The organism is Pseudoalteromonas sp. Bsw20308 (assembly GCF_000310105.2).
GTDB lineage: Bacteria > Pseudomonadota > Gammaproteobacteria > Enterobacterales > Alteromonadaceae > Pseudoalteromonas > Pseudoalteromonas fuliginea.
In genome coordinates this window covers 2,946,558-2,971,437 of record NZ_CP013138.1, presented here as the reverse complement: position 1 = coordinate 2,971,437, position 24,880 = coordinate 2,946,558, and the positions used below count along the sequence as shown (strand labels likewise).

Below are 24,880 nucleotides of genomic sequence, written 5' to 3'. Positions count from 1 at the left end.
TTAGTTGCGTGTTAATTTATGACAAATAAAAAACAGTCAGCCAGTTCACAGCGATGGCTGAAAGAACATTTTGATGATAAATATGTTCAAGAAGCGCAAAAAAAAGGCTGGCGTTCTAGAGCGGTTTTTAAATTAGATGAAGTTCAGAACAGAGATAAAATACTGCGTCCGGGTATGACAGTGGTAGATTTAGGGGCAGCGCCGGGTAGTTGGTCACAGTATTTAGCCGAAAAAGTGGGTGATAAAGGTCAAGTAATAGCATGTGATATTTTACCGATGGATTCCCTTGCAGGTGTAGACTTCTTACAAGGTGACTTTCGTGAGGAGGCTGTATTAAATGCATTATTAAAACGCATTGATGGGAAAAATGTTGATGTGGTATTCTCTGACATGGCACCAAATATGAGTGGTAATAATTCAGTTGATCAAGCTGGTAGTATGTATTTGGTAGAGCTTGCATTAGATATGTGTAGCCAAGTGCTAAAGAAAAATGGTGCATTTATTGTTAAAGTGTTTCAAGGTGAAGGCTTTGATCAATACTTACAAGACGTACGTAATAGTTTTAAAGTAGTGAAGATACGTAAACCTGATGCCTCGCGTGCCCGTTCTCGGGAAGTATATATAGTAGCGACTGGATACAAACTGTAGTACAGTTGCTTGGCGTTTAGTTGAATTTAAATTAATTGGATACAAGAGGTTAACCCCTTGAGCGATATGGCGAAAAATTTAATACTATGGCTGGTCATTGCAGTTGTGCTGATGTCAGTCTTTCAGAGCTTTAATGGTGGCGATCAAGTTGATCGTCAGACAAGCTATAGTCAATTTGTTAAAGACGCCCGAAATGGCTCTATACAAGAAGTGGCAATTGAAAGTACCAGTGGGACAATTACAGGTACTAAAACCAGTGGCGAACGTTTTCAAACGATTATGCCTATTTATGACAAAGATATTTTAAATGACTTATTAAAAAGTAATGTGAATGTGAAAGGTGTAAAACCTGAAGAACAGTCATTTTTAGCAAGTATATTTATTTCTTGGTTCCCAATGATACTGCTTATTGGTGTATGGATATTCTTCATGCGTCAGATGCAAGGCGGCGGCGGTAAAGGCGCTATGTCATTTGGTAAGAGTAAAGCGCGTTTAATGAGCGAAGATCAAATTAAAACAACGTTTGCAGATGTTGCTGGTTGTGATGAAGCGAAAGAAGATGTTACCGAATTGGTAGACTTTTTACGTGACCCTTCTAAGTTTCAAAAACTTGGCGGTAGTATTCCTAAAGGCGTACTAATGGTTGGTCCTCCTGGTACTGGTAAAACGTTACTTGCAAAGGCTGTTGCGGGTGAAGCGAAAGTACCGTTTTTTACAATTTCTGGTTCAGATTTTGTTGAAATGTTTGTAGGTGTTGGTGCATCACGTGTACGTGACATGTTTGAGCAAGCTAAAAAAGCAGCGCCTTGTATTATCTTTATAGATGAGATTGATGCTGTTGGTCGTAAACGTGGTGCTGGTATGGGCGGCGGTAACGACGAACGTGAGCAAACACTTAACCAAATGCTAGTAGAAATGGATGGCTTTGGTGGTAACGAAGGTATTATCGTTATTGCAGCAACTAACCGACCAGATGTATTAGACCCAGCATTACTTCGTCCAGGTCGTTTTGACCGTCAAGTAGAAGTAGGTTTACCTGATATTCGTGGCCGTGAGCAAATACTTAAAGTACACATGCGTAAGGTGCCATTAGGCGATAACGTTGAAGCGGCACTTATTGCAAGAGGTACCCCAGGTTTCTCCGGTGCTGATTTAGCAAACTTAGTAAATGAAGCTGCACTTTATGCCGCACGTGGCAATAAGCGTGTTGTAAGTATGGCTGAATTTGACGCTGCTAAAGATAAAATCATGATGGGTGCAGAACGCAAAACCATGGTGATGAGCGAGCAAGAAAAAGCAATGACTGCGTATCATGAAGCAGGTCACGCAATTGTGGGCCGTATGGTTCCTGAACATGATCCAGTTTACAAAGTATCTATTATTCCACGTGGCCGTGCGCTAGGTGTAACAATGTACTTGCCTGAACAAGACCGTGTTAGTCATTCAAAAGAGCTTTTAGAATCAATGATTTCTAGCCTTTACGGTGGTCGAATTGCTGAAGCGCTTATTTATGGTGCTGATAAAGTAACAACAGGTGCGAGTAATGATATTGAACGAGCTACAGATATTGCTCGTAAAATGGTTACACACTGGGGTTTAAGTGAAAAGCTAGGTCCGTTACTTTACGCTGAAGATCAAAATGAAATGTATATGGGTGGCGGCGGCAGTCGTGCATCTAGCATGTCAGACGACACAGCAAAGATAATTGATGCAGAGGTTCGATTACTTTCAGATCGTAACTATCAACGAGCAGAAGAAATATTAAAAGAAAACATTGATATTCTTCACTCAATGAAAGATGCCCTGATGAAGTATGAAACTATTGATGCTAAGCAAATTGATGATTTAATGGCACGCCAACCAGTGCGTGAACCGCGTGATGCACATGACCGCCATGAAGCAAAACCGGTAAAAGCTGAAGAATCTCAAGAGCCAGTTAGCGATGAGAGTCAAAAATCGGATGATTCATCGAAAAAAGATGAAACAAACCTTGATGATAAAGCTGAATAATCGTTAAAATAGCGAATGAAAGCCCCGTACTTCGGGGCTTTTTTGTATCAGTTATTTATACCAATTTTATTGATGGATGTTCAATCTAGCGAATTAAATAACTCACTAACTTCGCTGAGAAATTATTTATATAGAATAACTATATATCATAATTCCGCCTTGTAATTAAGCTATTTACTTATCGCTATAATAGATCATTAATTTAATTTTATTGGAAAAAGAATAAAGGTTGGCAATGACTAACATATTAAAGCTTCCCAGAGGACGTACGCTTAATATTGAAAAGCCCGTTATTATGGGAATATTAAATGTAACGCCGGATTCATTTTCTGATGGTGGGCTGTTTTTAGACCCAACAATAGCACTGAAACGTGCAATGCAGTTATTGGATGATGGTGCGAAAATTGTAGACATAGGCGGAGAATCTACCCGCCCCGGCGCACCAAATGTGAGTTTGAAAGATGAACTTGCCCGCGTAATTCCCGCTATTAAAGCAATACGTGAGCACAGTGATTGCGTTATTTCAATTGATACCAGTAAAGCGCAAGTAATGGAACAAGCAATACTCGCAGGGGCTGATATAGTCAACGATGTAAGAGCTTTGCAAGAATTAGATGCGTTAGAAACGGTTGCGCACTATGAAGATGTAGCAATTTGTTTAATGCATATGCAAGGGCAACCTCGCAGTATGCAATGTGCACCTCATTATGATGATTTGTTTGCAGATATAAATATGTTTTTTAGTCAACGTATTAAAGCCTGTGAAACAGCCGGGATTAAGTTTGAACGACTTATCCTAGATCCCGGTTTTGGATTTGGAAAAACGCTTAACCATAACTATCAAATATTGGCTAAGTTTAATGATTTTAATAAATTGGGTTTGCCATTATTGGCTGGTTTATCTCGTAAATCGATGATAGGTAATTTATTAAATAGAGAAACAAGTGAGCGATTGGCAGGTAGCTTAGCAGGTGCGCTAATCGCGGCGCAAAATGGCGCAAAAATTATTCGCGTACATGACGTAAAAGAAACCGCAGACGTGCTTAGTGTATTACGAGCCTGCGAACAAGGAATACAATAATGAAAGAAAGAAAATATTTTGGCACTGATGGAGTGCGTGGATTAGTTGGTACAGCACCTATTAACCCAGAGTTTGCTATGAAATTAGGTTGGGCTGCAGGGCGTGTTTTATCTCTGGGTGGCACTAAAAAAGTAATTATTGGTAAAGATACACGTATCTCAGGTTATATGCTTGAAACAGCACTTGAAGCTGGGTTAATTGCCGCAGGTATTGACGTCGTGTTACTTGGCCCTATGCCAACGCCTGCTGTTGCCTATTTAGCGCAAACGTTTCGTGCGGAAGCGGGAATTGTAATTAGTGCATCACACAACCCTTATTACGATAATGGTATTAAGTTTTTTAACGGACAAGGCCTAAAGCTAGCTGATTCCGTAGAGCTTCAAATAGAAGCGATGCTTGATGAGCCAATGACTTGCGTTGCATCTGATAAATTAGGTAAAGCATCTCGTTTAGTCAGTGCAGATGGTCGTTACATAGAATTTTGTAAAAGTCAGTTTCCACAAGGTTTGTCATTAGAGGGTCTCAAAGTCGTCGTTGATTGTGCTAATGGTGCTACATATCATATTGCTCCTTCTGTTATGCGCGAACTTGGTGCTGAAGTAATTACCCATGCGTGTGAGCCAAATGGCGTAAACATAAATCATGAATGTGGTGCTACACACGTAGATACACTTAAACGTAAAGTACTTGAATTTAAAGCAGACGTAGGTATTGCTTATGACGGTGATGGTGATCGCGTTATGATGGTTGATCATAATGGCCGTGTATTTGATGGTGATGATCTAGTTTATATAATTGCGTGTCAAGCAGCCCAAGAAGATAACTTAGGTGGTGGCGTAGTTGGGACTGTTATGTCTAACATGGGTCTTGAAAATGCTTTAAAAGCCAAAGGAATTGAGTTCGCACGTAGTAAAGTAGGCGATCGCTACGTTATGGAATTACTGCAACAGAAGGGTTGGAAAATTGGTGGGGAAAGCTCGGGCCATGTTCTAAATCTAGATTTGATAAGTACCGGAGATGGTATTATTTCAAGCCTACAAGTATTGGCTGCAATGGTTGCACAAAACCGTACTCTACAAGACTTAGGTGCAGGCTTTACTAAATACCCAATGAAAATGATTAACGTACGTTATACACCGGGAACTGATCCAACGAGTACAACAGAGGTCCTTGCAGCTGTTGCCGAAGTAGAGAAAAGCTTAGGCGATAAAGGGCGCGTTTTACTTCGTAAATCAGGTACTGAGCCTGTTGTGCGTGTTATGGTTGAAGCAGAACAAGAAAAAATAGTACTCGATAGTGCGCAAAAAATTGCGACAGTTGTCGAATCTATGAGCAAATAAACTGATTGATAACAATAACCTCTTGTAACTTTGGGCGAGAAAAGTTAATATCTCGCCCGCTTTCTAATGTGGAGTGGAAAAATGGCAATACGCAAGCCAATGGTCGCAGGCAACTGGAAAATGAATGGTTCGTTAGAGCTAATTAAAGAAATGTCTGGTGCCATCAACAATGTTAAATCAAAAGAGATAGACATTGTCTTATTTCCCCCTTTCCCATTAGTATCATCAATGGTTTTAACCGGAGTCTGTACAGGAGCGCAAACTGTTTCTGAAAACAAACCAGGCGCCTTTACCGGTGAAGTTGATGCGAAACTTATTAAAGATTTAGGCGCGAAGTACGTGCTAGTAGGTCATTCAGAACGACGTAGTATTTATAATGAAAGTAATACTACGGTCGCTGAAAAATTTGCCCGAGCTCAAAATGTTGGTCTCATTCCAATCTTATGTGTGGGTGAAAGTGAAACAGAGCAAGAAAATGGTAAAACTGAGCTTGTCGTTTCTACACAAATTGATGCAATAATTAATAAATTAGGTGTAGCGGCACTAAAAGATTCTGTGATAGCATACGAACCCGTTTGGGCCATCGGCACAGGTAAAACTGCATCGCCAGAACAGGCACAAAACGTTCACAAATTTATCCGTGATAAAATTGCTTCATTAGATGGCAATTTAGCACAAGGGCTTACCATCTTATATGGTGGTAGCGTTAATGAAAAAAATAGCGAATTATTATTTGCACAAACAGATATAGACGGTGGCCTAATTGGCGGTGCTAGTCTAAAAGCAGATTCATTTATTGCAATTTGTAAAAGTGCAGAAGGAACCGTATAAGATGTACGAAATTTTATTAGTAGTTTATTTAGTTGTTGCCTTGGCATTAGTTGGTATGGTTTTAATCCAACAAGGTAAAGGCGCAGATATGGGCTCTTCATTTGGTGCCGGTGCGTCTGCTACTGTTTTTGGATCGTCAGGTGCTGGTAATTTCATGACGAAAACAACGACAAGTTTGGCAACTGTATTTTTTGTTTTAAGCATTGTTTTAGGTAACCTTACTGCGGGTCAAATTAAAAAGACTGACGAATGGGAAAATCTAGAAGCAGCGCCTGCAGTTGAAACAGTGTCTCCTGTAGAAGAGGATGTTCCTGTAACATCTACGAAAGAGAAAAGCTCTGACGTACCAAATTAATTTAACTTAAATAAATGTTAGACGATTTATATTCCTCATTTAAATCATTAAGTTTAACACTTAAGCGAAAGCTTGAAATGCGGATGTGGTGGAATTGGTAGACACGCCACCTTGAGGGGGTGGTGCTTTAGGGCGTGGGGGTTCAAGTCCCCCCATCCGCACCAAATTTAATAAACCAGTAACAGCAATGTTACTGGTTTTTTTTTAATAAAAATAATTTTGATTGTTTTTCGAACTATTTAAGCCTGTTTTTACATTATTTCTTATAAATTCGCGAAAAATCACAAAAAAACTAGAAATATTACAAATATAGTTAACACTTATGGTTATTAAGCCGATAATAGTTATAGACAATAAAATAAGGTAATCAATATGGCCGCAGGCTTCTCTTTTCAAAACCTAAGCATAACTAAAAAAATACATGCAATAACATGTATTGCAGTTTTGGCTTTTTTAGCGATCGTTCTGATCAATTATTTTGCAATGAATGATAATAGGATATCACTTAATGAAATGGAGAGCTCTACATACAAGGTTGTTAAGCTTACTTCAGAAAATGTTAGTACTTTAGAAAAGTTAGACGAGCTTTATACTCAAGCTGTCACATTCGGTGAGCAAGACCTTGTTGTTAAAGCAAGTGACACTTATAAATTGTTAGAAACGAATATTAATTTAATTGAACAGATAAATGAATCCTATATAAACAGTGAGACAAAAAAGCAGTTAGCTAATTATGAAGAGATATCTTCGATTATTGCCAATGGGATGGTTAGTGGCACTGCTGATTTTAGTAAAATTCAACAGCAAGCTCAGTTAAAAACATCTCTTTATAACGAGGTCTTAAGTAATTTTAAAAGTGCGCAACAAAAAGCAGACAATCGTTTTTTTGAACTTGTTACTAGTACCAAAGATCGTTCTGACTATGCATTAACTTTAATGCTAGTCGTATCCGTCGTATCGTTAATATTACTATTATTTATGGCCGTTTGGATTGCCAGAGGGATTGGCTCGTCAGCTAGTGATGCTGCAAATAACTTAAGCTTATTAGCAAGCGGTAAAGGCTCTCTTAGTACACAATTAAAAGTAAGCTCTGAAGATGAAATAGGACAAGTATCAATTAACTTTAATGCGTTTATTACTCTGCTTAGAGAAACTGTACTTGAGGTTATTGCCGTGTGCGAACCTTTGATGGAAAATTCTACGCGACTTGTTCAGGGGATGGAGCAAGCTGAGCGTGCCACAACGAAACAAACTACCGATGCTGAAATTGTTAAGCAATCAATGGAAGAAATGAAGCAAAGCGTTGGTGATATCTCTCAATCAGCCGCTAGTGCTTCCCATGCAGCTGAAACAGCAGAAAAAGAGGTCGAACAAAGCAGAACTCAAGTACAGATGTCAGTAACTGCATCTCGCACGCTTAGTAATGAAATAAACCAAGCTGCTACTACAATAAATAAACTGGCGGATGATACAAAAAATGTATCACAAATATTGAATGTAATTACTTCTATTGCAGATCAAACTAATTTACTTGCACTTAACGCCGCCATTGAGGCAGCTCGTGCTGGTGAGCATGGCCGTGGTTTTGCTGTTGTAGCTGATGAAGTTCGTGAATTAGCATCTCGTACAGCACATTCGACCAATGAAATACGCGAGTTATTAGGTGCATTAACAACGGCTGCTAATGAATCTGTGACAGCGATGACTTCGGCAAGAGACATGGCTACTGATAATGCGACCGCAGCAGAAAAAACAGGGATTTCTATTGAAAAAATTGCAGAGCAAATGCTCGAAATAAATGGAATGAACTCTCAAATAGCTGCTGCTACGGAAGAACAAACCTCTGTAGCTGCAATGGTAGTAGAAAACGTATCGAATATGCACGTATCGTTTGAGGATACCATGGACTCATTATTGGCTGCACGTGATGTTGCTAAAAACCTTCATTACCTATCAGATAACTTATTAGATGCAACAGCTAAATTTAGAATAGAGTAGTAATACTTTTAAGTAACTATATTTATTAAAACTAAAAAAACCACAATTAAAAATAATTGTGGTTTTTTTTATTCATCAGTAAATTAAAATTTACCAACTACCTTTACGCTATCATTGACCTTTGCACTATCAACATAACCTATTGCGTCGTTGTTTGCTGCAACAAAGTCGAGTACTGCTTGATCATTATCTAGCTTTTCAGGAGGGGTTCCTTTACCTGTAAATACCAGCTTTGACCAATAGGCATTGAGCTGACTACTCGATTTACCAACAACCTTGTCATTAAACTCATCGGCAACACTATTGCCATTTTGGTTTACTGGATTTACTTTCGCACCATTATCAAATGATTTACTTTTACCTAAATAAATCTTTTTGATTGTATCTGCATCAAGGTTACTTGTATTACTCGCATTTACGATAACAGCTACCTCAGCAGAGGCGCTGATTGAGCATAATGTTAGTGCACTGGCTAAAATTAACTTCTTCATGGTTTGCTCCAATTAAAATACTAGGTCTATGCCTACAGCAATAACATCAGTTTCTGTATCTGTTATATCATCTTCAAATCGACTAAAATCAATTTTAAATGCAGCAGAAGGGTGGAAGTCGTATCGAGCACCAATAGTGTAAACATTACTTTGTGCACGAACACCTTCTAAAGCGCCATTCACTGCGGCATTAAGACCTGGAATCGCTTGAATTTTATCAAAACGAGAAGAATCATGTTTATCGTCATTGTCTTCATAGGTGAAATGAATAATAACGTCATCTAATCTGTAACCTACTGATGCATAATATTGAGATTGCTCAGCTAAAATACTGTTCTCAACTTCAAGCTGTGTGTATTCTGCATCAAATAAAATGTCGTTGTAGTCAATTGAAAAACCTAAACCAATGAATGTGCTATTATCTTCATCAATAGCTATATCATCCGCTAGGCTAGTCAAATTACTTGCTCTAAGTATATCTTCCAGGCCGTTCAATGCGGCGCCTGTTGAGTCATTTGAATCAAGCTCAAAAGAGGTTTCAGCAACTAAGTAAGCTGCACGAAGGCTTAACCAATCGCGAGACATTGTCCAGTTTATACCTGCAAAATTGTTTAACTCGGCTTTATCGTTAGCACTTACAGCATCAATTTCACCATCAAAGCCACCGTAAATAACCTGTAGGGTTGAATCCCAATCACCTAATTGAGTGTTGTGGAGTAGACTTAAGCCTTCATAAGTTGAAAATGGAATATTGTAAACAGATTGTGGAGGCCTAACCCATCTATAGGCATAGCCTACATCAATAAAGTCAGAATAACGGTAAAAAGGAACTCGCATTTTACCTGCGCTTAATTGCAACTCATCTGAAAACTCATAAGTAACATATGCCCACTCAAACTCCGCGTCGAAATCATTATCACCACGGGCTACAATTTGAGCTGTTGCGCTTAACTTATCTTGCAAATCCGCAGATAACTGCAGCGCAAACACACTTTCGTTTTTAAACGAAATGTTGTCGTCATACCCATATAATGTGCTATCGCTATCGAGGCTTTTTCCGCCAACAATCGATGCAAATCCATTTATTCGTACTTCAGCACTTGTATAACTTGATACTAAAGCTGCACATACTGCTACTGCTACAGATAGCTTTTTCATATGTATTTCCTGTTTAATTTAAATGTTGATTTCATTTTCATTATAGGTACTTATCTAAAATATATCTAATAAATAGAGACGTTTATATTATTATATAAAATATAAACGCTTCTTTTTAAAAGTGATAATAATAATTATACGAATTGTTATTATTTGCTATCTTGATAATATGACTCCCGACACAGGATAAGTATTGACGATTAATATTGTTGGGATTATTGAGGTTTTAATTAGTTGAAAATGGAAGGTCATTCAATGACAAAAAAAATTGTAACTTAGCAGGCTAAGTTACAATTTTTGTATTTTTTGTTAATTCATCTTTTAAATATGTGTATTGCTAACGCTGTTTTATATCGGATAAGCACTTAACAATAAGGTTAGTCTCAAAACTTTCCAACGACCTTGACTTTATCATTTACTTTACCACTTTCGACATAACCTATAGCATCACCATTTGCTGCGACAAAATCTAGCACTGCTTGGTCGTTATCTAATTTTACAGGGGGAGTTCCTTTGCCTGTAAATATAAGTTTCGACCAGTATGCATTAAGTTGGTTACTCGATTTTCCAACAACTTTATCATTAAATTCGTCGGCTATTGCATTGTCATTTTGATTTACAGGATTGACCTTTGTTCCATTGTCAAATGACTTACTTTTTCCTAAGTAGATCTTTTTGATTGTGTCCGCATCAATATTACTTGCGTTGCTCGGATTAATAATAACGGCTACTTCTGCAAAGGTGCTGATTGAGCACAATGAAAATACGCCAGCTAAAATAATTTTTTTCATCATTTGCTCCAATTAAAATACTAAATCAACGCCGACAGCAACAACATCAGTTTCAGTGTCTGTTATGTTATTTTCATATCGGCTGAAGTCAATTTTAAAGGCTGCTGAAGGATGAAAATCATAACGAACACCTATTGTATAGACATTATCTTGGGCATTGAATGCATCAAAAGAACCATTAATTGCAGCGTTTAGTGCAGGGATCTCTGGTATTTGATCATAGCTTGATGAGTCATTCGCATCATCATTATCTTCATAAGTAAAATGAACAATTATTTCATCCATTCGATAACCGATGGATGCATAGTATTGTGTTTCTTCTGGTAGTAGGCTGTCACCTGGGTTTAACTTAGTGTATTCAGCATCAAAAAGCACATCATTATAATCTATAGAAAAGCCTAAAGCGTAAAACCGTGCATCTTCTTCATCTATATCTAAACTTTTTGCTTGCTCGACAAGACCATTTTCGTTCAATGTCGCTAATAAGCCATATAGTGAGCTATCGGTTGATAGCTCTGTAGATGACTCTGCCTGTAAATATGCTACTCGCGCACTAAACCAGTCTCGTGTTACAGACCAGTTAATACCAGTAAAATCATTTAATATAGTTTTAGAAGCAGAGCCGTTGAGGTTTCCATCATACGATCCATAAATAAGTTGTAATGAAGAGTCCCAATCACCCATCTGAGTATCATATAGCAAGCTTAATCCTTCATATGTTGAAAAAGCAATGCTATATACTGATTGTGGGGGGCGTACCCATCTGTATGCATAGCCTACGTCTAAAAAGTCAGAGTACTTATAAAATGGAGCTCGCATTTTACCTGCGCTTATTTGTATTTCATCGTTTAATTGATATGTTAAATATGCCCATTCAAAATCGGCATCAAAATCATTGTCACCACGAGCAACAATCTGTGCAGTGGCTGTTAATTTCTCTTGTAAATCCGCTGATAATTGTAATGCAAAAACACTTTCATTTTTAAATGATATGTCGTCGTCATAACCATAAATAGTTTGCTCACTATCTAGACTTTTACCGCCTATAATTGATGCAAAGCCATTAATTCTTACTTCGGCATTTACATAGTTTGTTGCAAGCGCGCAACAAACCGCTACTGCTACTGATAGCTTATTCATGTATGTTTCCTACTTGTTGTTTAAATGTTAATTCACTTTAATTGTAGTAGCATAAAAACAATTTATCTAATTAACAGAATGATTTTGTTGTTTAACTTTATCATTTTACGAGATTAAGTCAGAAGGCTATAAATGTATAACGAAATTTTTTGATAAGCTTTATGTAGATAAACCCGAACTGTGGTTGCGTTAATTAATTTGATAACTGGATAATAAATCTATCTCGAATAGTTATTTTCAGCGCTAACTGCGTTGAATTTACTTGCAACAGGCCAGCTATTGAGGCGTAAATTCGCCTTGTTTTTATTGAGAATATCGGGCTAAAAAAATAAATTTAAATATCACCATGGTTCACTATATTAGTAAATCTCTTAACCGGAGTTCAGGTTAAGTAACAACATAAGTCGCTTTTATAGATGTTTTATGAAAAATTTATACATTTATTCACAATTCTGCCATATAATACCCCTCCAGAGGAAAGATGCTATTTAGCGTCTTTTTTTATGCCTGAAATTTATATTATCAAAATATAAACGCATAACTTATCATACGGTATCCTTTGGAGAATATTTTGAAACTACGAAACCTCTCACAGCTAAGCATAGCAATTCTTGCTGCACTGACGACCTCAATACATGCTGAAGAAGCTAAAACAACAGCAAAACAAGATGCATTTGAAAAAATCGAAGTAACAGCGCGTAAACGTACAGAGAGTCTGTTCGAATCTCCAACCGCTATCACATCAATTGGTGCCAACTTAATTGATAAAGCCAACATGAGTAATCTTGCAGATATTGGTAAATATGTTCCAAACTTAAACATCACCCGTTACGGTGTTGGTAATGCAGCACATGCCTCTGTATTTATTCGTGGTATTGGTCTGCAAGATCACATAATAACTACTGATCCAGGTGTAGGCGTATACTTAGATGGCGTTTATTTAGGCCGTCAAATGGGTTCTAATTTATCATTACCTAATGTTGAGCGTGTTGAGGTACTTCGTGGTCCACAAGGTACTTTATATGGTCGTAATACATTAGGTGGCGCTGTAAATGTAATTACAAAGCAACCTGGTGATGAAGGTATTGTAACTACTTCAGCTAAGCTGGGAAGTCGTGGACGTATTGCTGGTGATGTTTATTTTAATAACTCACTAAACGATGAACTAAGCATGTCTGCGAGTGCATCTTACAAAACACGTAATGGTGTTGGTGAAGCTGTTAATTTAGCAAATCCAGAGAAAGAAATTGGTGAGGAAGAAGAATTTAGTGGTCGTGTAGCCCTTAAATGGCAAGCGAATAGCGATTTAGCATTCACTTTTGCTTTAGATGGAGTTGATAACGAATCAGGTCAATCGCCTTACACAATTGAATTAACTGACTCGCTAGATGCAAACGATGTGTTTAATGGAGACTTCCCATTATTGACTCAAGATTTAATACCATCAGACCCAGATGATTTAGGCACAACGGTTGCTGGTATTGAATCTACGTCTTACTCAGGTTGGGGTACATCGTTTACCGCTGATTGGGCAATTAACGATACTTATACTGCTAAATTCATTTCAAGCTACCGTACATCTGAGTATGAAGGTGGCCTAGATGATGATGCATCACCTTTAAACTTATCTGAATTCCCTGAAGAGGGCGGTGCAGATCAGTACTCTTTTGAAGTTCAGCTAAACGCCACATTCGATAATATGGACTTTGTATCGGGTCTTTACTTCTTTAATGAAGATGGCTTTACACGTTCAGGTCCGTTTGTTTTTAGCCCATTTAATACACCTAATGGTTTATTAAATGATGGTGTAACGGAATCATTTGGTGGTTACGGCGACTTTGAAATTAACCAAGAAACTAACTCATATGCCGCGTACATCAATGCAAGCTATGATTTAACTGACGATTTAACGCTTGGTGGTGGTCTTCGTTATTCAAAAGATGAAAAAGATGCAAATGCTATATTCCCATCATTTCCTACTCGTAAGTATGTCAGTGCAGATTTTGATGCAGTTACGTGGGATATTAATGCTTCTTATCAGCTTAGCAATAATATGAATGTTTATGGGCAAGTTCAAAAAGGCTATCAAACAGGAGGTTTCCCACCGCGTCCATTTGGCGGGCCAGACCAGTTTGTATCGTTTGATGAAACAAAAGCGATTAACTACGAAATAGGCTTAAAGGGTCAAGTACACGAAAATGTGTCTATGATGCTTGCGGTATTTGTGACTGATTACACCGATTTAGCATTACCGTTCTCTGACCCTACTTCAGGTGGTGGGTTTGTGACTATTGTCGAAAATGCTGGTCAATCTAAAGCGCAAGGTATTGAGCTTGAAACAACAGTGGCTATTACTGATGATTTTACAATTAGAAGTGCGGTAGGCTACTTAGACTCTGAAATTACCGAAGTATCAGAAGGGGTTCAAGGTATTGGTAAAGGTGATTCACCAGCACTGACACCTCGCTGGACTGTAATGATTGCACCATCTTACTTTATGGATTTAAGTAATGGCGGAACGTTAGCACTTAATGCTAATTATTCATTTAGAAGTGATATGCAAGGTCAATCTGTTTTTAACAAAAGTGAAACGATTGATTCTCGAGAATTGGTTGGCTTTAATATTTCGTACACGAATCCATATGGCGATATGGAAGTAACGTTATACGGCGAGAATGTTCTAAATGAAGTTTATGATGTAGGTCGCTTACAACAATCAGGTTTTGTTGGTGTAATGCGCAGTAATGACCGCAGCGAGTTTGGTTTGAAATTCAAAAAAGATTTTGAGCTATAATTAGTCAGTATTAACAAATATTGAAAACAAAAAAGGAAAGCCGAGGCTTTCCTTTTTTATTATTGAAGGTAAAATTAACCTTCGTTATGTTCTTTACGCGCTAGTTCAATTTCGTCAGCAATTTCTTGCGCTTTTTGCTTGGTTTTTTCAGTTAATTCGCCAGCAGCTTCTTTGCTTTTAACCCATGCGTCAACCGCAATCTCTTTGCCGTCGTCGTACATGTCTAAGCCCATTGTTTTACTTTGCTCTAATAGCTCGTTTAAAGACTCGTCATTTTTAAGATCGTTAGTTGTCTCTTTAACGTCGTTCCATGCATCACCAAGCTTTTCTTGCATTTGTGCGCTTTTATCTTTTGCATCTTCTTTTACTTCGTTGGCATCTTCACAACCAGTTAATGTAATTAAAGTGCCTAATAAAGCTAAACCTGCTAATTTATTCATGTGCTATCTCCTTTAGAGACTGATAATTAATTCAAGGTAGACTATACAGCAATGAAAATGAACGCCCCCGTAACAAAACGATTAAATTTCAAATTAATGAATGAGCATGATTGGCCTCAATTATTTGAGCTCGACCAAGACCCAGCTGTAATGCAGTATTTAACGCGAGGTGTGCCTACCTCTTTAGAGCAAATAAAAAATGAGGGAGTACCTCGTATGCTCGCATATCGAAATGAGCTAAAAGGCTGGGGGCTGTGGAGTATCACTATAAGGCAAACTAATACATTTATAGGCTGGGTATTAATAAGGCCTATGGATTTTTTTAGTGATGCACCAAATTACGCTGATATTGAAATAGGCTGGCGTTTTAAGCAATCAAGTTGGGGGCATGGTTATGCAACCGAGGCGGCTTTAGCATTATGTGATGAACTTATAAAACAAGATGACGTTAAGGCGATAAGTGCAACGGCACTCAAAGATAATACAGCCTCTATAAAAATAATGAAAAAGTTAGGTCTGCAATTTATAAAAAATTACACACATACAGATGAGCAAGGCGACTTACCAGCGGTGCTTTATTCAAAAAACGTTTGAAGATGATTAAATATCAATAGTATAAAGATTGACCTGTCTTTAAATGACGTGCATTAATATAGGCAACAAAAATAATAAATTAAGGATGTTGTATGGGATTTTTTTTTTCACCACGTAAATTAATCGTCAAAAGTGTGCTGGTTTTACAGTTCGCTGCTTTTAGTGTTTTAGCGCAGCCTTTATCGCAAAGCGCGGTCGCAATGCCTGACTCGTTCAGTGCCGATGCTGCTAAAAGTATATTAGAGCAAGGCGGTAATGCTGTTGATGCGGCTATAACGGCACAATTTGTACTTGCAGTAACGCTTCCTGAAGCCGGCAATATTGGCGGCGGGGGATTTATGCTTATTCAAAAAGATGGCAAGGGCGATTTTATAGACTATCGCGAAACAGCGCCAACAGCGGCTCATCGTGATATGTATTTAGATGATCAAGGTAACGTTATTGCAAACAAATCAATATATGGCATTCACGCAAGCGGTGTACCTGGCAGTGTAGCGGGTATGTGGCTTGCCCATCAAAAGCATGGCACTTTAAAGTGGGAAACACTAGTACAGCCTGCTGTAACGTTGGCTGAGCAAGGGTTTGTCGTTCCGCCTAAGTTAGCAAAAGGTGTTAGCCATTATATAGCCCACCTAAAAGAGCAAAAAATAAATGTAAACTTCGAAAAATACTTTGCTGATGTAAAAGCTAATAAAGTATTTAAGCAACCCGAGTTAGCGGTAACGCTAAAGCGTATCCGTGATAACGGCCAAGATGGGTTTTATAAAGGCGAAACTGCAAATATTATTGCTAAATTTATGCACCAACATGGCGGTATAATTAATCAAGGTGATTTAAAAGGTTACACCGCTAAATCACGTACACCTATTAAAGCGAGTTGGAATGGTTATGAAGTACTTACTTCGCCACCGCCGAGTTCAGGTGGTATTGCTATTTTGCAGTGGCTTAAAATGTATGAGTTACAAAAACCAGATGCGGGCTTAGCGCATAACTCTACTCAGTATGTACACTTACTTTCTGAAATAGGTAAACGTGTATTTGCAGATAGGGCAGAACATTTAGGCGATCCTGACTTTTTTTATGTACCAGTGAGCGCATTAACTAATATTAACTACCTCAAAGAGCGCAGTGATGGCATTTCGTTAACCGCGATCTCGACTACTGAAAATATTAAACCGGGCCTTAAAGAAAGTGAGCAAACTACGCACTTTTCAATCGTTGATAAAATGGGTAACGCTGTCGCAAATACCACCACAATAAACTTAGGGTTTGGTAGCGGTGTGGTTGTTGAAGGTGCAGGGTTTATTTTAAATGATGAAATGGACGACTTTAGTGCCAAACCAGGCGTTATGAATGTGTTTGGTGCAATAGGCGGTAAAGCTAACGAAATTCAGCCGCACAAGCGTATGCTTAGCTCTATGACGCCTACAATACTCCTTAAAGACAACACCGTTAAAATGGTGACAGGCTCGCCTGGTGGCACAACAATTATTAGCTCTGTGTACGAATCTATTTTAAATGCGGTAGAGTTTGATATGACTGCAGAGCAGGTTGTAAATAGCCCTCGTTTTCATCATCAACTATGGCCTAAAAATATAATTAGAACACACATAGGTTTAACCGATAGCGTAAAAGCAGAGCTTACAAAAATGGGCTACACCATAGATGAGAATCACTTTGGTGACTTACACGTTATTATTAATAAAGAGGGTCAATTAGATGCCGCTTCTGAAGCATCAGGACGTGGAAAATCGATTGTTTTTTAAATAAAAAACACCGCGTTAAGAGCGCGGTGTTTTAAACAATACAAAATTATTGAGTATCAATTAAATCTTCAACACCCACTATTAGCCATGGAGCGTCGTCTGAAATTAGACGCTCTAAGTGCCAAATTTCTAAAATAGGCTCTTCTTTTTTATCGCCTAAATCACGGTACTTACCTTTAAAGCGAACACTAACCTGCCACGATTGCGCGTTTGTATCTGCGCGCACAAGTTCGGCATCAATAAACATCACTTCTGTTTCTACGCTTTGTATAGCTTCACGTTCAGCTTTAAACTCGGCAACAAGTGCAGGGGCTAAGTATTCAGCCATTGTGGTGTAATCGGCACTGTTCCATGCAGTTTGTAGCGTATGGTAATGACTACGGGCATCTTGCAAAAAGCCATTAACGTCAAAGTTAGGTGGTAAATTAAAAGGCACACTTTCACCTTGTGGGGCGCTGCTTGCAAAGCCTGTACTTGTTGGTTGCTCGATAGGTGCTTGTTTAAAAGCATTTTGCTGAGCACTTGTACCTGCACTGGCAAGTTGTGGGGCGCGATTAGCACGTAAAAAGCCCGTTACTAGCTTAAATAAAATAAAGAGCCCGCCAGCTAATAAAATCATTTCTAATAGCTGAAAACCTTCAAAATTGTCGCCTAGCATTGCTGCAATTAAGCCACCCGCTAAAAGGCCACCTAAAACGCCTGCCATAATGCCTTTTTTATTTGATTTAGCTTTGGGGGCAGCCGTTGGGGTTGTTGTATCAGCTTTTTGTTTTTGCGCTGTTTGTTGTGTTGCAGGCGTTTTTCCGCGTTTACTGCTGCCAAATTTTTTACGTGCGTGTGCATCAAAACTGGCAGTACATAACAATGCCAATAGTGAAAAAATAACGATGATATTCTTCATGAAATTCCTTAATTTTAATCGAGCCGCGATTATAATTTACTTTCATGAGGAATTTAATTAATTAGTTTAAAAATCAGAGTTTTTAGGTATAAAAGGGGGAATTTATTAGAGGGTATTTAATAAAAAAACCGCTCAGTAGAAACTAAGCGGTAAATTTGTTTTTTTAAAGCCAACGAATGGCGCCTGTAACGCGTTCGTTATAAGTATTTAAAGGTGCTCCAACACTTGCCACTAAAATAGTATCAGCTTGTGAACCTCGGTTGATATGGCCTTCAAAGCGCTCATCTTTAAAATCATCATCACCAAATCCAAATGATTGATTTTCAGAAGGTACTATAAATACGGTCATAGGGCCAAAGTCAGATTCAAATATTAAATGCAGGCCTTTTTCGCCTTTAAAATCACAAAACATAGCGTAAGTGACTGCACCAGGAAGTTCATCAATATGACCGCCTAAAACAGCTAATTTATCGTTAACACTTTGCAAGCTAATAGGAGCTTTTTTATCAAGCGCATTAATTTCGTAGTACACATGAGCTAGTGCATGTTCACCCGCTTCGTGTGCAATATTTTGCTCTGTACTAAAAAAGAAGGCACTAATAGCCACTACAAAAGACGCTGCTAACGAAAGATGCACGCGATCAAACTTAAAACGCGAGCGGGCATCAACCACGTTTTTGCCTGTTGCTTGTTCTTCTTGTAGTGCTTTTTCTTTTAACGATGTATTTAAAAGAATGCGATCTGCAAGGTTTTCAGGCACAGGTATATCTAAAGAATCTTGAATAAATTTATCAAAATTTTTCATATCGTTAATAAAACTTTGTCGCTCAGGATTACTGTCAGCAAACTCCATAAGCTCCTTGTCAATGTCGTTTGGCTGCGCAATAGTGCGGCGACGAAACTCAAGTTCATCCATTATTTTGATGCCCCTTTAAGTTGTTCATCATCACGGCTTAAAGCCTCTTTAAGTTGATTTCGGGCACGGTATAAACGGGTCATTACCGTGTTTTTATTTAAATTAAGTATGTCCGCAATCTCTTCACCAGAGCAGCCCATTACAACTTGCAGTAATAACGGCTCTCGGTATTCATCAGATAGCAGTGCAATCTGGCGTTGAATAACCGTTTGTTCCATTTCATCATCTAATGAGTGGCTGGTTTCATCAACAAGTGTATCGTTTTCTACGTCGCTGTAATCAAACTGTTTACGTTCAAATCGGCGTGCGTTTTCTCTTCGTAATATAGTAAGCAGCCAGGGTTTAGCTGCCTTTTGATCAAGTAAAGAATCGAGTGAACGCCAAGCGCGTAAAAACGTTTCTTGCACTAGATCATCTGCTATGTGCGGATCACGACATAACCAATAAGCAAAGCGATAAAGCTCTTTATTGTAAACGTGGACCAAGGCTTCATAGCGCTTTTGTTTCTCTGCCATATCGATTAAGACCTGATTGTTTGATTTTTTCTTTCCAAGCATAAGCACTTTTTTAATTTTAAAATTATTATTTATTGCAAAAAAGACCTGCGTATATTGTTTTTAGTGATAAAGGTCTTTTAATACAGTACGTTGTGATTTAGATGCTTGAGTTTGATAGTTCTCAAGAATTTTAATAATAGCATTAAGATCACAGTTTGTAGTTCTGTTACTGTAAAGCTGTGCCTGCAATTGCATAATATAGTTATTTAACTCACTATTGTTTACAATGCAGCATAGTTCATCAATTGCGCCCACATTTTTATTCGTAACCAGAACAGCATAATTATTAAGCTCATTATAAAACACTTTATTATCGTTTGATTTCGCTACCGCAACCAGCTTTTTTAAGCTTGGTTGGTTAATTATATCCGCAGTTGATTGTACTTTCTTAGTGGTATTGCTAGTAGAACGGTTAAACCAATAAAAAATTACAGTCACAATCCATAAAACATAACCTAATATCGCAACAGCAATAAGCCACAATGGTATATTTTTTTGTACTTGCATTGATTCTAACTGTGTAGCATCTACATTATTATTTGGCGAAGATGTTAGCGTATCGATAGTTTGTTGATTACTGTTAGTTGTTGGGCTAATAGCTGTACTACTAGGTGTAACAGTTATAGTACGCTTGGGTAATGTAGCTACGCTAATACGGTTCATTTTAGTATTAAACCAAGGCAGCTGTATTTCAGGTAAAGTGTAAGTACCTGGTTTTTGCGGCAGTAATGCATACGATGCAGTTTGCTGCGATACAACACGTCCGTCACGTACTGCATTGTTATTTTCTTTTTTATCAGGGTAGCTGCGTATGCCATCAATGGTAGGCATAGAGATTTCAGGTAATTGCTCTTTTGTAACACCAAGCGCGGTAAGTGTAATAGTACGTGTTATAGGCGTCCCGACTTCTACGGTGTTATCGTTAGGTTGCCATTCTTCGTCTAGATTAACCAACTCGCTTGGTAACCACGTTCCCTTATAATCACTCGGAATTGGCTTGATTTCTATTTGCTGGTCGTCGCCAAGAGCGGATACTTCTAATTGGCGGTAATTTTGTTGTACTCGCCCTTGAAAAGCAGGGCCTGCAATCGTGTAGGCACCACTTTTTTGTGGCTGAATTAAATACTCACGAGTAATAACAAGGTAGCGCTTGCCATCAACCAACTCATAACTCTCGGTTTGTTTACCTAATTGAGTAAGCTGAGCGTCTTCCATACTTGGTGTGCTTAAGCTGCCATCAAGCAGTTCTTTGGCAAGGTAGAGCTTAACAGTGTAAACACCGGCTTCTTGCACAAATAATGAATTACTCGAGAGCGACGTTTTTAAAAATATTTCGTTATTTTTATCTGCATCAACTGAGCGTTTTGCCACTTTTAATTTAATAGGCTCTGAGGTTAGCCCTGCAACGCTAAATGCCGGAATCGTGTAATCACCCTCTGTGCGAGTCATTAATTTGACCGACCACGTAGTTTGTTTATTAATGCTGCCATTAATAATGTTGGTACGAGAGCTCAAGCTCGTCGGGCCTACAACAAAGTCTTTAAACAGCGATGAGGTGTCTGGTTGCTCGCCTTTAACTGTATCGTCTACCGATATATTAAGCATAAAAAATTCACCCGCTAATACAGGGTTTTTATCTACGCTGGCTTCTAATTTGGTGGCAGCCCACGAAGGCATCGCACTTAATAGCAATAAACAGCAAAATAATCGCATTACCATGATTTTTCGACTCCTGTAAGGCGACGTTTATATTGTCTTTTTTGGGCTTCTAATTGCATTTTATTCCGTAATAAAATAGCCGGATCGTCCGGGACTTTTCTAAGTAGTTGATTAAGCTGTTGTGCTTTTTCTTTTTCTTCATTAGTGAGCTCACTTGCTTGGGCTTGCATCGCTTGTTGCTGAGCACTTTGTTTTTGCTCATCAGTGGCGGGTTGCTCACTCATTGCTTGTGGCTTACTTTGTTGCTGCTCATCCTCTTTAGGCTGGTCAGCGTCTTTATTTTGCCCTTGTTCGCTTTGTGGCTGGGCTTGCATATCAGGTTCATTTTGCTTATCTGATTGCTCGCCAGGCTCACCTTGTTGATCTTTTGATTGTTCAGACTCTTTATCTGATTCTTTATCTGATTTTTCATCGCTCGGGCTTTGACTTTCGTTTTCGCCTTTTTCAGAATCGCTTTTATCACCATTTTGTTGCTGATCCTGTTTTGACTGTTCAGAATTTTGCCCTTGGTTTTGCTCATCTTTTTTCTGACTATCATCTTGGTCTTGAGAGTCGTCGCCGTCGCTTTGCTGATCTTGCTGGTTTTGTTGCTCTTGTTGATTTAGTAATTGCTCAACTAAGGCTTGGTTATCGGCTGCTTGCGTAAAGTCATCTTGTAAGGTTTGGGCTTGTTTGTACGCCTCAATTGCGTCCTCAAATTTGCCAGCTTTGGCAAGGGCATTACCGTAGTTGTATAAACCGGTAGCCGACTTATCATTACTAAACTCATTAAGTGCAGCATCAAAATTACCTTGCTGGTAAAGTGCCGCGCCTTTTAACTCACTCGATTGCGCCTGCGTTGCTGCATCGTATTCTTTATTATTGTAAGCCTCTAATGCACGTTGATCTGCATTTTGCAAAAGAGTAGGGAGCTCTACGGCATACGCATTTTGCTGCGGTAAAAAACCAAAAGCTAAAAATACGCCTAACAAGGCAGCGCGTCTAAATAAATACAAACCAAATGGCAGTAATAACAAGAGTCCGTAAATACCTGCATCTATTCGCCAAAGCGCATGGCTTTGTTTTTCGTCTTTCAATAATTCACTCTGCGCATTTGGGGCAAACGTATTTATGTCGTTATTGCTAGGTTGGTAACTAGCAAATTTACCACCGCTGCTTGATGCTAAATTTTTAAGCTGAGAGGCATTAATTGTAGGTACTACGATTTGGCCGTATCTGTCTTTCAAAAAGCCGCCTTCAGGTAACTTAATTGGTGCGCCTTGAGCGGTACCTACACCGTATATATTTAATCTATATTGGGTGTTACTGGTAAAGCTACTTACGTCGCTTTGTTCTTGTTGGTCAATACCGTCAGTCACTAAAATAATGTCGCCATCAATATAACCCGCTTGCGTTAATAGCTCTTTGGCCATATCAAGACCGGCTAAAACGTTTGAGCCTTTGTCTGGCATTATTTCAGGGCTTAAGCTTGGAATTAAATTACTAAGTGTTGTGGCGTCGTTTGTTAGTGGCGATATTATATAGGCCGTGCCTGCGTAAGCTACAAGCGCGGTATCACCTTCTTTAAATAGCTCAATCATATCAAGCGCTTTAAAGCGTGATTGCATTAAACGATTTGGTAAAATATCAGTGCTGTACATTGAGTACGACATATCCATAACAATTACACGGGCACTTTTACTTTGAAATACAGGAACTTGTTTTTTCTCAAAGCTAGGCCCAGCACTAAATAAAATGCCAAGGCTGCAAAACAAAGCAACTAACCAAAGTGGCTGGCTGGCTTTAGTGTTTGCTTCGCTCATTATAAATTGTGCTAAATGCGGTGCAATTAGCTGCTCACTAGTCGTTTTTTTATGCTTAATTAAGGCGACAAAAAATAATGCCACAGCAGGTATGAGTAACCATAAAAGAGCGGGGCGAATAAATTCAAAATCCATTAGTTTGGCTCCTTTAATGCACGCAGTGTACTAAGCATTACTTTTAAGCTAATAAGTAAAATAGCGATAAGTAACGGGTAGTAAAATAATGAGCTTTGTGGGCGAAATGTTTGTTCATCAGCGCTAATAGGTTCAAGTTTATCAAGCTCTGCGTAAATTTGTTGAAGGCCTGCTACATCTTTGGCTCTAAAGTATAATCCGCCAGTTTGCTCGGCAATCTTTTTAAGTAAGCTTTCATCTAAATTACTGCCACTAGAGCCACCCATATTAAAGAGGCTAAAGCCGCGCGGATTATCTGAGCCAACGCCAATGGTGTACACTTTAATACCTTCTTCGCGAGCTAGCAGTAGTGCATCTTCTGGGTTTAAATTACCAGCGGTATTTTGTCCGTCGGTTAATAGCACCACAATTCGGTTACTTTCATCTTTATTGGCAAAGCGTTTTACCGAAAGACCCAATGCATCACCAATGGCTGTTGCGCGCCCCACTAAACCAATTTGCGCTTCGCTGAGCATTTTACTTACTGTTTTAACGTCGCGGGTGAGCGGGGTTTGTAAAAACGCGGTGTCGCCAAATAATATCAGCCCAAGCCTGTCGCCTTGACGCTGTTCTATAAAATCACTGAGTACAGCTTTTACCATGGTAAGGCGGTCAACATATTGGCCATTATAAGCCATGTCTTGTTCGGTCATCGAGCCCGATAAATCGACCGCTAACATTATATCGCGTCCTTCATTTGGTAATGAGATTGGCTCATCTAACCATGTTGGATTGGCAGCGGCAGTAACAAGTAATAACCAAATTACCCACTCGAGGGGATTTAAACGTCGTGCGTGTGGCTCGATGCTTTGGCTGGTTAAATTGTGCTTTGCAAAACTGGGTATACGTAAACGCGTACTGGCATTACTTGCAGCGGGTTTTAATAGTAAAAGTAATAAAGGCAAGGGCAGTAATAAAAATAACCATGGCCAGCTAAATTCAAACATTTACTGACTCCTTTATTTTAAATTGCTTAATACCTTGGCGAAATTTTTCGCACAGTGTTGTATCTTTTTGGCTGGGGTTATACAAGCTTAGTATTTCTTGTTCTGTAAAGCTTAAACCGGTGAGTGTATTAAGTGTGGTGCACCATTTAGAGGTAGATTGCGCAGCAAGTCGCTTGTCGTAATATTCAATCACTAAACGTTTTAAAATAATATGCAGTTGCTGAGGGTTTTGCTCACTTTGGCTCAATTGTATTGCGTAGCGTTTAGGCTTTTTAAATTTATGTTTTTTATAAAATATATAAATAGCTGCGCACAGTGCTAAAAACAGCAGTGCAATAATAACCCACCAAGCAGGGGCGAGTGGCCACCAATTAACTTGGCTTGGCGCTATTATATCGTGCAGGCCATCGAGTGGATTGGTTTGCAT

At 38.7% G+C, this 24,880-nt stretch carries 22 protein-coding genes and 1 tRNA gene; 11 read left to right on the top strand and 12 right to left on the bottom strand.

The window, feature by feature from the left end; all coding sequences use genetic code 11:
- Positions 1-18 precede the first annotated feature (18 nt).
- From rlmE to D172_RS13020, 8 genes are all read left to right on the top strand, one after another.
- Positions 19-648, top strand: a complete 630-nt coding sequence (gene rlmE, locus D172_RS13055; RefSeq protein WP_007377784.1) for a 23S rRNA (uridine(2552)-2'-O)-methyltransferase RlmE — start codon at positions 19-21, stop codon at positions 646-648.
- A gap of 66 nt (positions 649-714) precedes the next feature.
- Positions 715-2,658: an ATP-dependent zinc metalloprotease FtsH gene (gene ftsH / locus D172_RS13050; RefSeq protein WP_033015932.1), complete on the top strand. Its 1,944-nt coding sequence runs from the start codon at positions 715-717 to the stop codon at positions 2,656-2,658.
- Between the two features lie 235 nt (positions 2,659-2,893).
- Positions 2,894-3,739, top strand: a complete 846-nt coding sequence (gene folP, locus D172_RS13045) for a dihydropteroate synthase (RefSeq protein ID WP_007377782.1) — start codon at positions 2,894-2,896, stop codon at positions 3,737-3,739.
- Positions 3,739-5,079 (top strand): phosphoglucosamine mutase, encoded by a 1,341-nt coding sequence (gene glmM, locus D172_RS13040; RefSeq protein ID WP_007377781.1) that lies wholly within the window; start codon positions 3,739-3,741, stop codon positions 5,077-5,079. The genes folP and glmM overlap by 1 nt, the downstream gene beginning before the upstream one ends.
- Before the next feature lie 81 nt (positions 5,080-5,160).
- The gene (gene tpiA, locus D172_RS13035) at positions 5,161-5,910 is read left to right on the top strand and encodes a triose-phosphate isomerase (RefSeq protein ID WP_007377780.1); all 750 of its coding nucleotides are present in this window, start codon (positions 5,161-5,163) and stop codon (positions 5,908-5,910) included.
- A gap of 1 nt (position 5,911) precedes the next feature.
- On the top strand, positions 5,912-6,265 hold the full coding sequence (gene secG / locus D172_RS13030; protein WP_007377779.1) for a preprotein translocase subunit SecG: 354 nt from the start codon (positions 5,912-5,914) through the stop codon (positions 6,263-6,265).
- A 79-nt stretch (positions 6,266-6,344) separates the two neighbouring features.
- A tRNA-Leu gene (locus D172_RS13025) sits at positions 6,345-6,429 on the top strand.
- 208 nt (positions 6,430-6,637) lie between these two features.
- Positions 6,638-8,263, top strand: coding sequence for a methyl-accepting chemotaxis protein (locus D172_RS13020; RefSeq protein ID WP_033023762.1), 1,626 nt, complete (start codon positions 6,638-6,640; stop codon positions 8,261-8,263).
- Positions 8,264-8,346: 83 nt separating this feature from the next.
- Here D172_RS13020 and D172_RS13015 read toward each other — a convergent pair whose 3' ends face one another.
- The 4 genes from D172_RS13015 to D172_RS13000 form a co-directional block, all read right to left on the bottom strand.
- Positions 8,347-8,754: a hypothetical protein gene (locus tag D172_RS13015; protein WP_007377777.1), complete on the bottom strand. Its 408-nt coding sequence runs from the start codon at positions 8,752-8,754 to the stop codon at positions 8,347-8,349.
- Positions 8,755-8,766: 12 nt separating this feature from the next.
- Complete coding sequence (locus D172_RS13010; protein WP_007377776.1) at positions 8,767-9,912, bottom strand: porin; 1,146 nt, start codon at positions 9,910-9,912, stop codon at positions 8,767-8,769.
- 383 nt (positions 9,913-10,295) lie between these two features.
- Entirely contained in the window at positions 10,296-10,703 is a 408-nt protein-coding gene (locus tag D172_RS13005) for a phosphate ABC transporter substrate-binding protein (protein ID WP_033015656.1), read from the bottom strand.
- A 12-nt stretch (positions 10,704-10,715) separates the two neighbouring features.
- Positions 10,716-11,843, bottom strand: coding sequence for a porin (locus tag D172_RS13000; protein ID WP_007377774.1), 1,128 nt, complete (start codon positions 11,841-11,843; stop codon positions 10,716-10,718).
- A 571-nt stretch (positions 11,844-12,414) separates the two neighbouring features.
- Between D172_RS13000 and D172_RS12995 the strand changes: the two genes are divergently transcribed.
- Complete coding sequence (locus tag D172_RS12995; protein ID WP_007377773.1) at positions 12,415-14,637, top strand: TonB-dependent receptor; 2,223 nt, start codon at positions 12,415-12,417, stop codon at positions 14,635-14,637.
- A 74-nt stretch (positions 14,638-14,711) separates the two neighbouring features.
- Here the strand turns inward: D172_RS12995 and D172_RS12990 are convergent, their stop codons facing one another.
- Entirely contained in the window at positions 14,712-15,077 is a 366-nt protein-coding gene (locus tag D172_RS12990; protein ID WP_007377772.1) for a hypothetical protein, read from the bottom strand.
- A 51-nt stretch (positions 15,078-15,128) separates the two neighbouring features.
- Here D172_RS12990 and D172_RS12985 point away from each other — a divergent pair, with 51 nt between their 5' ends.
- Together D172_RS12985 and ggt are read left to right on the top strand one after the other, a co-directional pair.
- Positions 15,129-15,671 (top strand): GNAT family N-acetyltransferase, encoded by a 543-nt coding sequence (locus tag D172_RS12985; RefSeq protein WP_007377771.1) that lies wholly within the window; start codon positions 15,129-15,131, stop codon positions 15,669-15,671.
- 92 nt (positions 15,672-15,763) lie between these two features.
- On the top strand, positions 15,764-17,437 hold the full coding sequence (gene ggt, locus D172_RS12980; protein WP_007377770.1) for a gamma-glutamyltransferase: 1,674 nt from the start codon (positions 15,764-15,766) through the stop codon (positions 17,435-17,437).
- Between the two features lie 46 nt (positions 17,438-17,483).
- Here the strand turns inward: ggt and D172_RS12975 are convergent, their stop codons facing one another.
- The 7 genes from D172_RS12975 to D172_RS12945 all read right to left on the bottom strand — a co-directional run bounded on the left by D172_RS12975 (position 17,484) and on the right by D172_RS12945 (position 24,880).
- Entirely contained in the window at positions 17,484-18,338 is an 855-nt protein-coding gene (locus D172_RS12975; protein WP_007377769.1) for a Tim44 domain-containing protein, read from the bottom strand.
- A gap of 163 nt (positions 18,339-18,501) precedes the next feature.
- On the bottom strand, positions 18,502-19,254 hold the full coding sequence (locus D172_RS12970; protein ID WP_007377768.1) for a DUF3379 family protein: 753 nt from the start codon (positions 19,252-19,254) through the stop codon (positions 18,502-18,504).
- Positions 19,254-19,811: a sigma-70 family RNA polymerase sigma factor gene (locus D172_RS12965; RefSeq protein ID WP_007377767.1), complete on the bottom strand. Its 558-nt coding sequence runs from the start codon at positions 19,809-19,811 to the stop codon at positions 19,254-19,256. The genes D172_RS12970 and D172_RS12965 overlap by 1 nt, the downstream gene beginning before the upstream one ends.
- Before the next feature lie 60 nt (positions 19,812-19,871).
- Positions 19,872-21,530 (bottom strand): BatD family protein, encoded by a 1,659-nt coding sequence (locus D172_RS12960; protein ID WP_007377766.1) that lies wholly within the window; start codon positions 21,528-21,530, stop codon positions 19,872-19,874.
- Positions 21,524-23,467: a VWA domain-containing protein gene (locus D172_RS12955; RefSeq protein WP_007377765.1), complete on the bottom strand. Its 1,944-nt coding sequence runs from the start codon at positions 23,465-23,467 to the stop codon at positions 21,524-21,526. Before D172_RS12955 ends, D172_RS12960 begins: the two co-directional genes overlap by 7 nt.
- Positions 23,467-24,453, bottom strand: coding sequence for a vWA domain-containing protein (locus D172_RS12950; protein ID WP_007377764.1), 987 nt, complete (start codon positions 24,451-24,453; stop codon positions 23,467-23,469). Before D172_RS12950 ends, D172_RS12955 begins: the two co-directional genes overlap by 1 nt.
- The gene (locus D172_RS12945) at positions 24,446-24,880 is read right to left on the bottom strand and encodes a DUF4381 domain-containing protein (RefSeq protein WP_004335624.1); all 435 of its coding nucleotides are present in this window, start codon (positions 24,878-24,880) and stop codon (positions 24,446-24,448) included. Before D172_RS12945 ends, D172_RS12950 begins: the two co-directional genes overlap by 8 nt.

What these genes read in the sequence shown, in the direction of transcription:
- rlmE (WP_007377784.1), top strand. Translation starts at nt 19, where the DNA reads ATGACAAATAAAAAACAGTCAGCCAGTTCACAGCGATGGCTGAAAGAA.
- ftsH (WP_033015932.1), top strand. Translation starts at nt 715, where the DNA reads ATGGCGAAAAATTTAATACTATGGCTGGTCATTGCAGTTGTGCTGATG.
- folP (WP_007377782.1), top strand. Translation starts at nt 2,894, where the DNA reads ATGACTAACATATTAAAGCTTCCCAGAGGACGTACGCTTAATATTGAA.
- glmM (WP_007377781.1), top strand. Translation starts at nt 3,739, where the DNA reads ATGAAAGAAAGAAAATATTTTGGCACTGATGGAGTGCGTGGATTAGTT.
- tpiA (WP_007377780.1), top strand. Translation starts at nt 5,161, where the DNA reads ATGGCAATACGCAAGCCAATGGTCGCAGGCAACTGGAAAATGAATGGT.
- secG (WP_007377779.1), top strand. Translation starts at nt 5,912, where the DNA reads ATGTACGAAATTTTATTAGTAGTTTATTTAGTTGTTGCCTTGGCATTA.
- D172_RS13020 (WP_033023762.1), top strand. Translation starts at nt 6,638, where the DNA reads ATGGCCGCAGGCTTCTCTTTTCAAAACCTAAGCATAACTAAAAAAATA.
- D172_RS13015 (WP_007377777.1), bottom strand. Translation starts at nt 8,754, where the DNA reads ATGAAGAAGTTAATTTTAGCCAGTGCACTAACATTATGCTCAATCAGC.
- D172_RS13010 (WP_007377776.1), bottom strand. Translation starts at nt 9,912, where the DNA reads ATGAAAAAGCTATCTGTAGCAGTAGCAGTATGTGCAGCTTTAGTATCA.
- D172_RS13005 (WP_033015656.1), bottom strand. Translation starts at nt 10,703, where the DNA reads ATGAAAAAAATTATTTTAGCTGGCGTATTTTCATTGTGCTCAATCAGC.
- D172_RS13000 (WP_007377774.1), bottom strand. Translation starts at nt 11,843, where the DNA reads ATGAATAAGCTATCAGTAGCAGTAGCGGTTTGTTGCGCGCTTGCAACA.
- D172_RS12990 (WP_007377772.1), bottom strand. Translation starts at nt 15,077, where the DNA reads ATGAATAAATTAGCAGGTTTAGCTTTATTAGGCACTTTAATTACATTA.
- D172_RS12985 (WP_007377771.1), top strand. Translation starts at nt 15,129, where the DNA reads ATGAAAATGAACGCCCCCGTAACAAAACGATTAAATTTCAAATTAATG.
- ggt (WP_007377770.1), top strand. Translation starts at nt 15,764, where the DNA reads ATGGGATTTTTTTTTTCACCACGTAAATTAATCGTCAAAAGTGTGCTG.
- D172_RS12975 (WP_007377769.1), bottom strand. Translation starts at nt 18,338, where the DNA reads ATGAAGAATATCATCGTTATTTTTTCACTATTGGCATTGTTATGTACT.
- D172_RS12970 (WP_007377768.1), bottom strand. Translation starts at nt 19,254, where the DNA reads ATGGATGAACTTGAGTTTCGTCGCCGCACTATTGCGCAGCCAAACGAC.
- D172_RS12965 (WP_007377767.1), bottom strand. Translation starts at nt 19,811, where the DNA reads ATGCTTGGAAAGAAAAAATCAAACAATCAGGTCTTAATCGATATGGCA.
- D172_RS12960 (WP_007377766.1), bottom strand. Translation starts at nt 21,530, where the DNA reads ATGGTAATGCGATTATTTTGCTGTTTATTGCTATTAAGTGCGATGCCT.
- D172_RS12955 (WP_007377765.1), bottom strand. Translation starts at nt 23,467, where the DNA reads ATGGATTTTGAATTTATTCGCCCCGCTCTTTTATGGTTACTCATACCT.
- D172_RS12950 (WP_007377764.1), bottom strand. Translation starts at nt 24,453, where the DNA reads ATGTTTGAATTTAGCTGGCCATGGTTATTTTTATTACTGCCCTTGCCT.
- D172_RS12945 (WP_004335624.1), bottom strand. Translation starts at nt 24,880, where the DNA reads ATGCAAACCAATCCACTCGATGGCCTGCACGATATAATAGCGCCAAGC.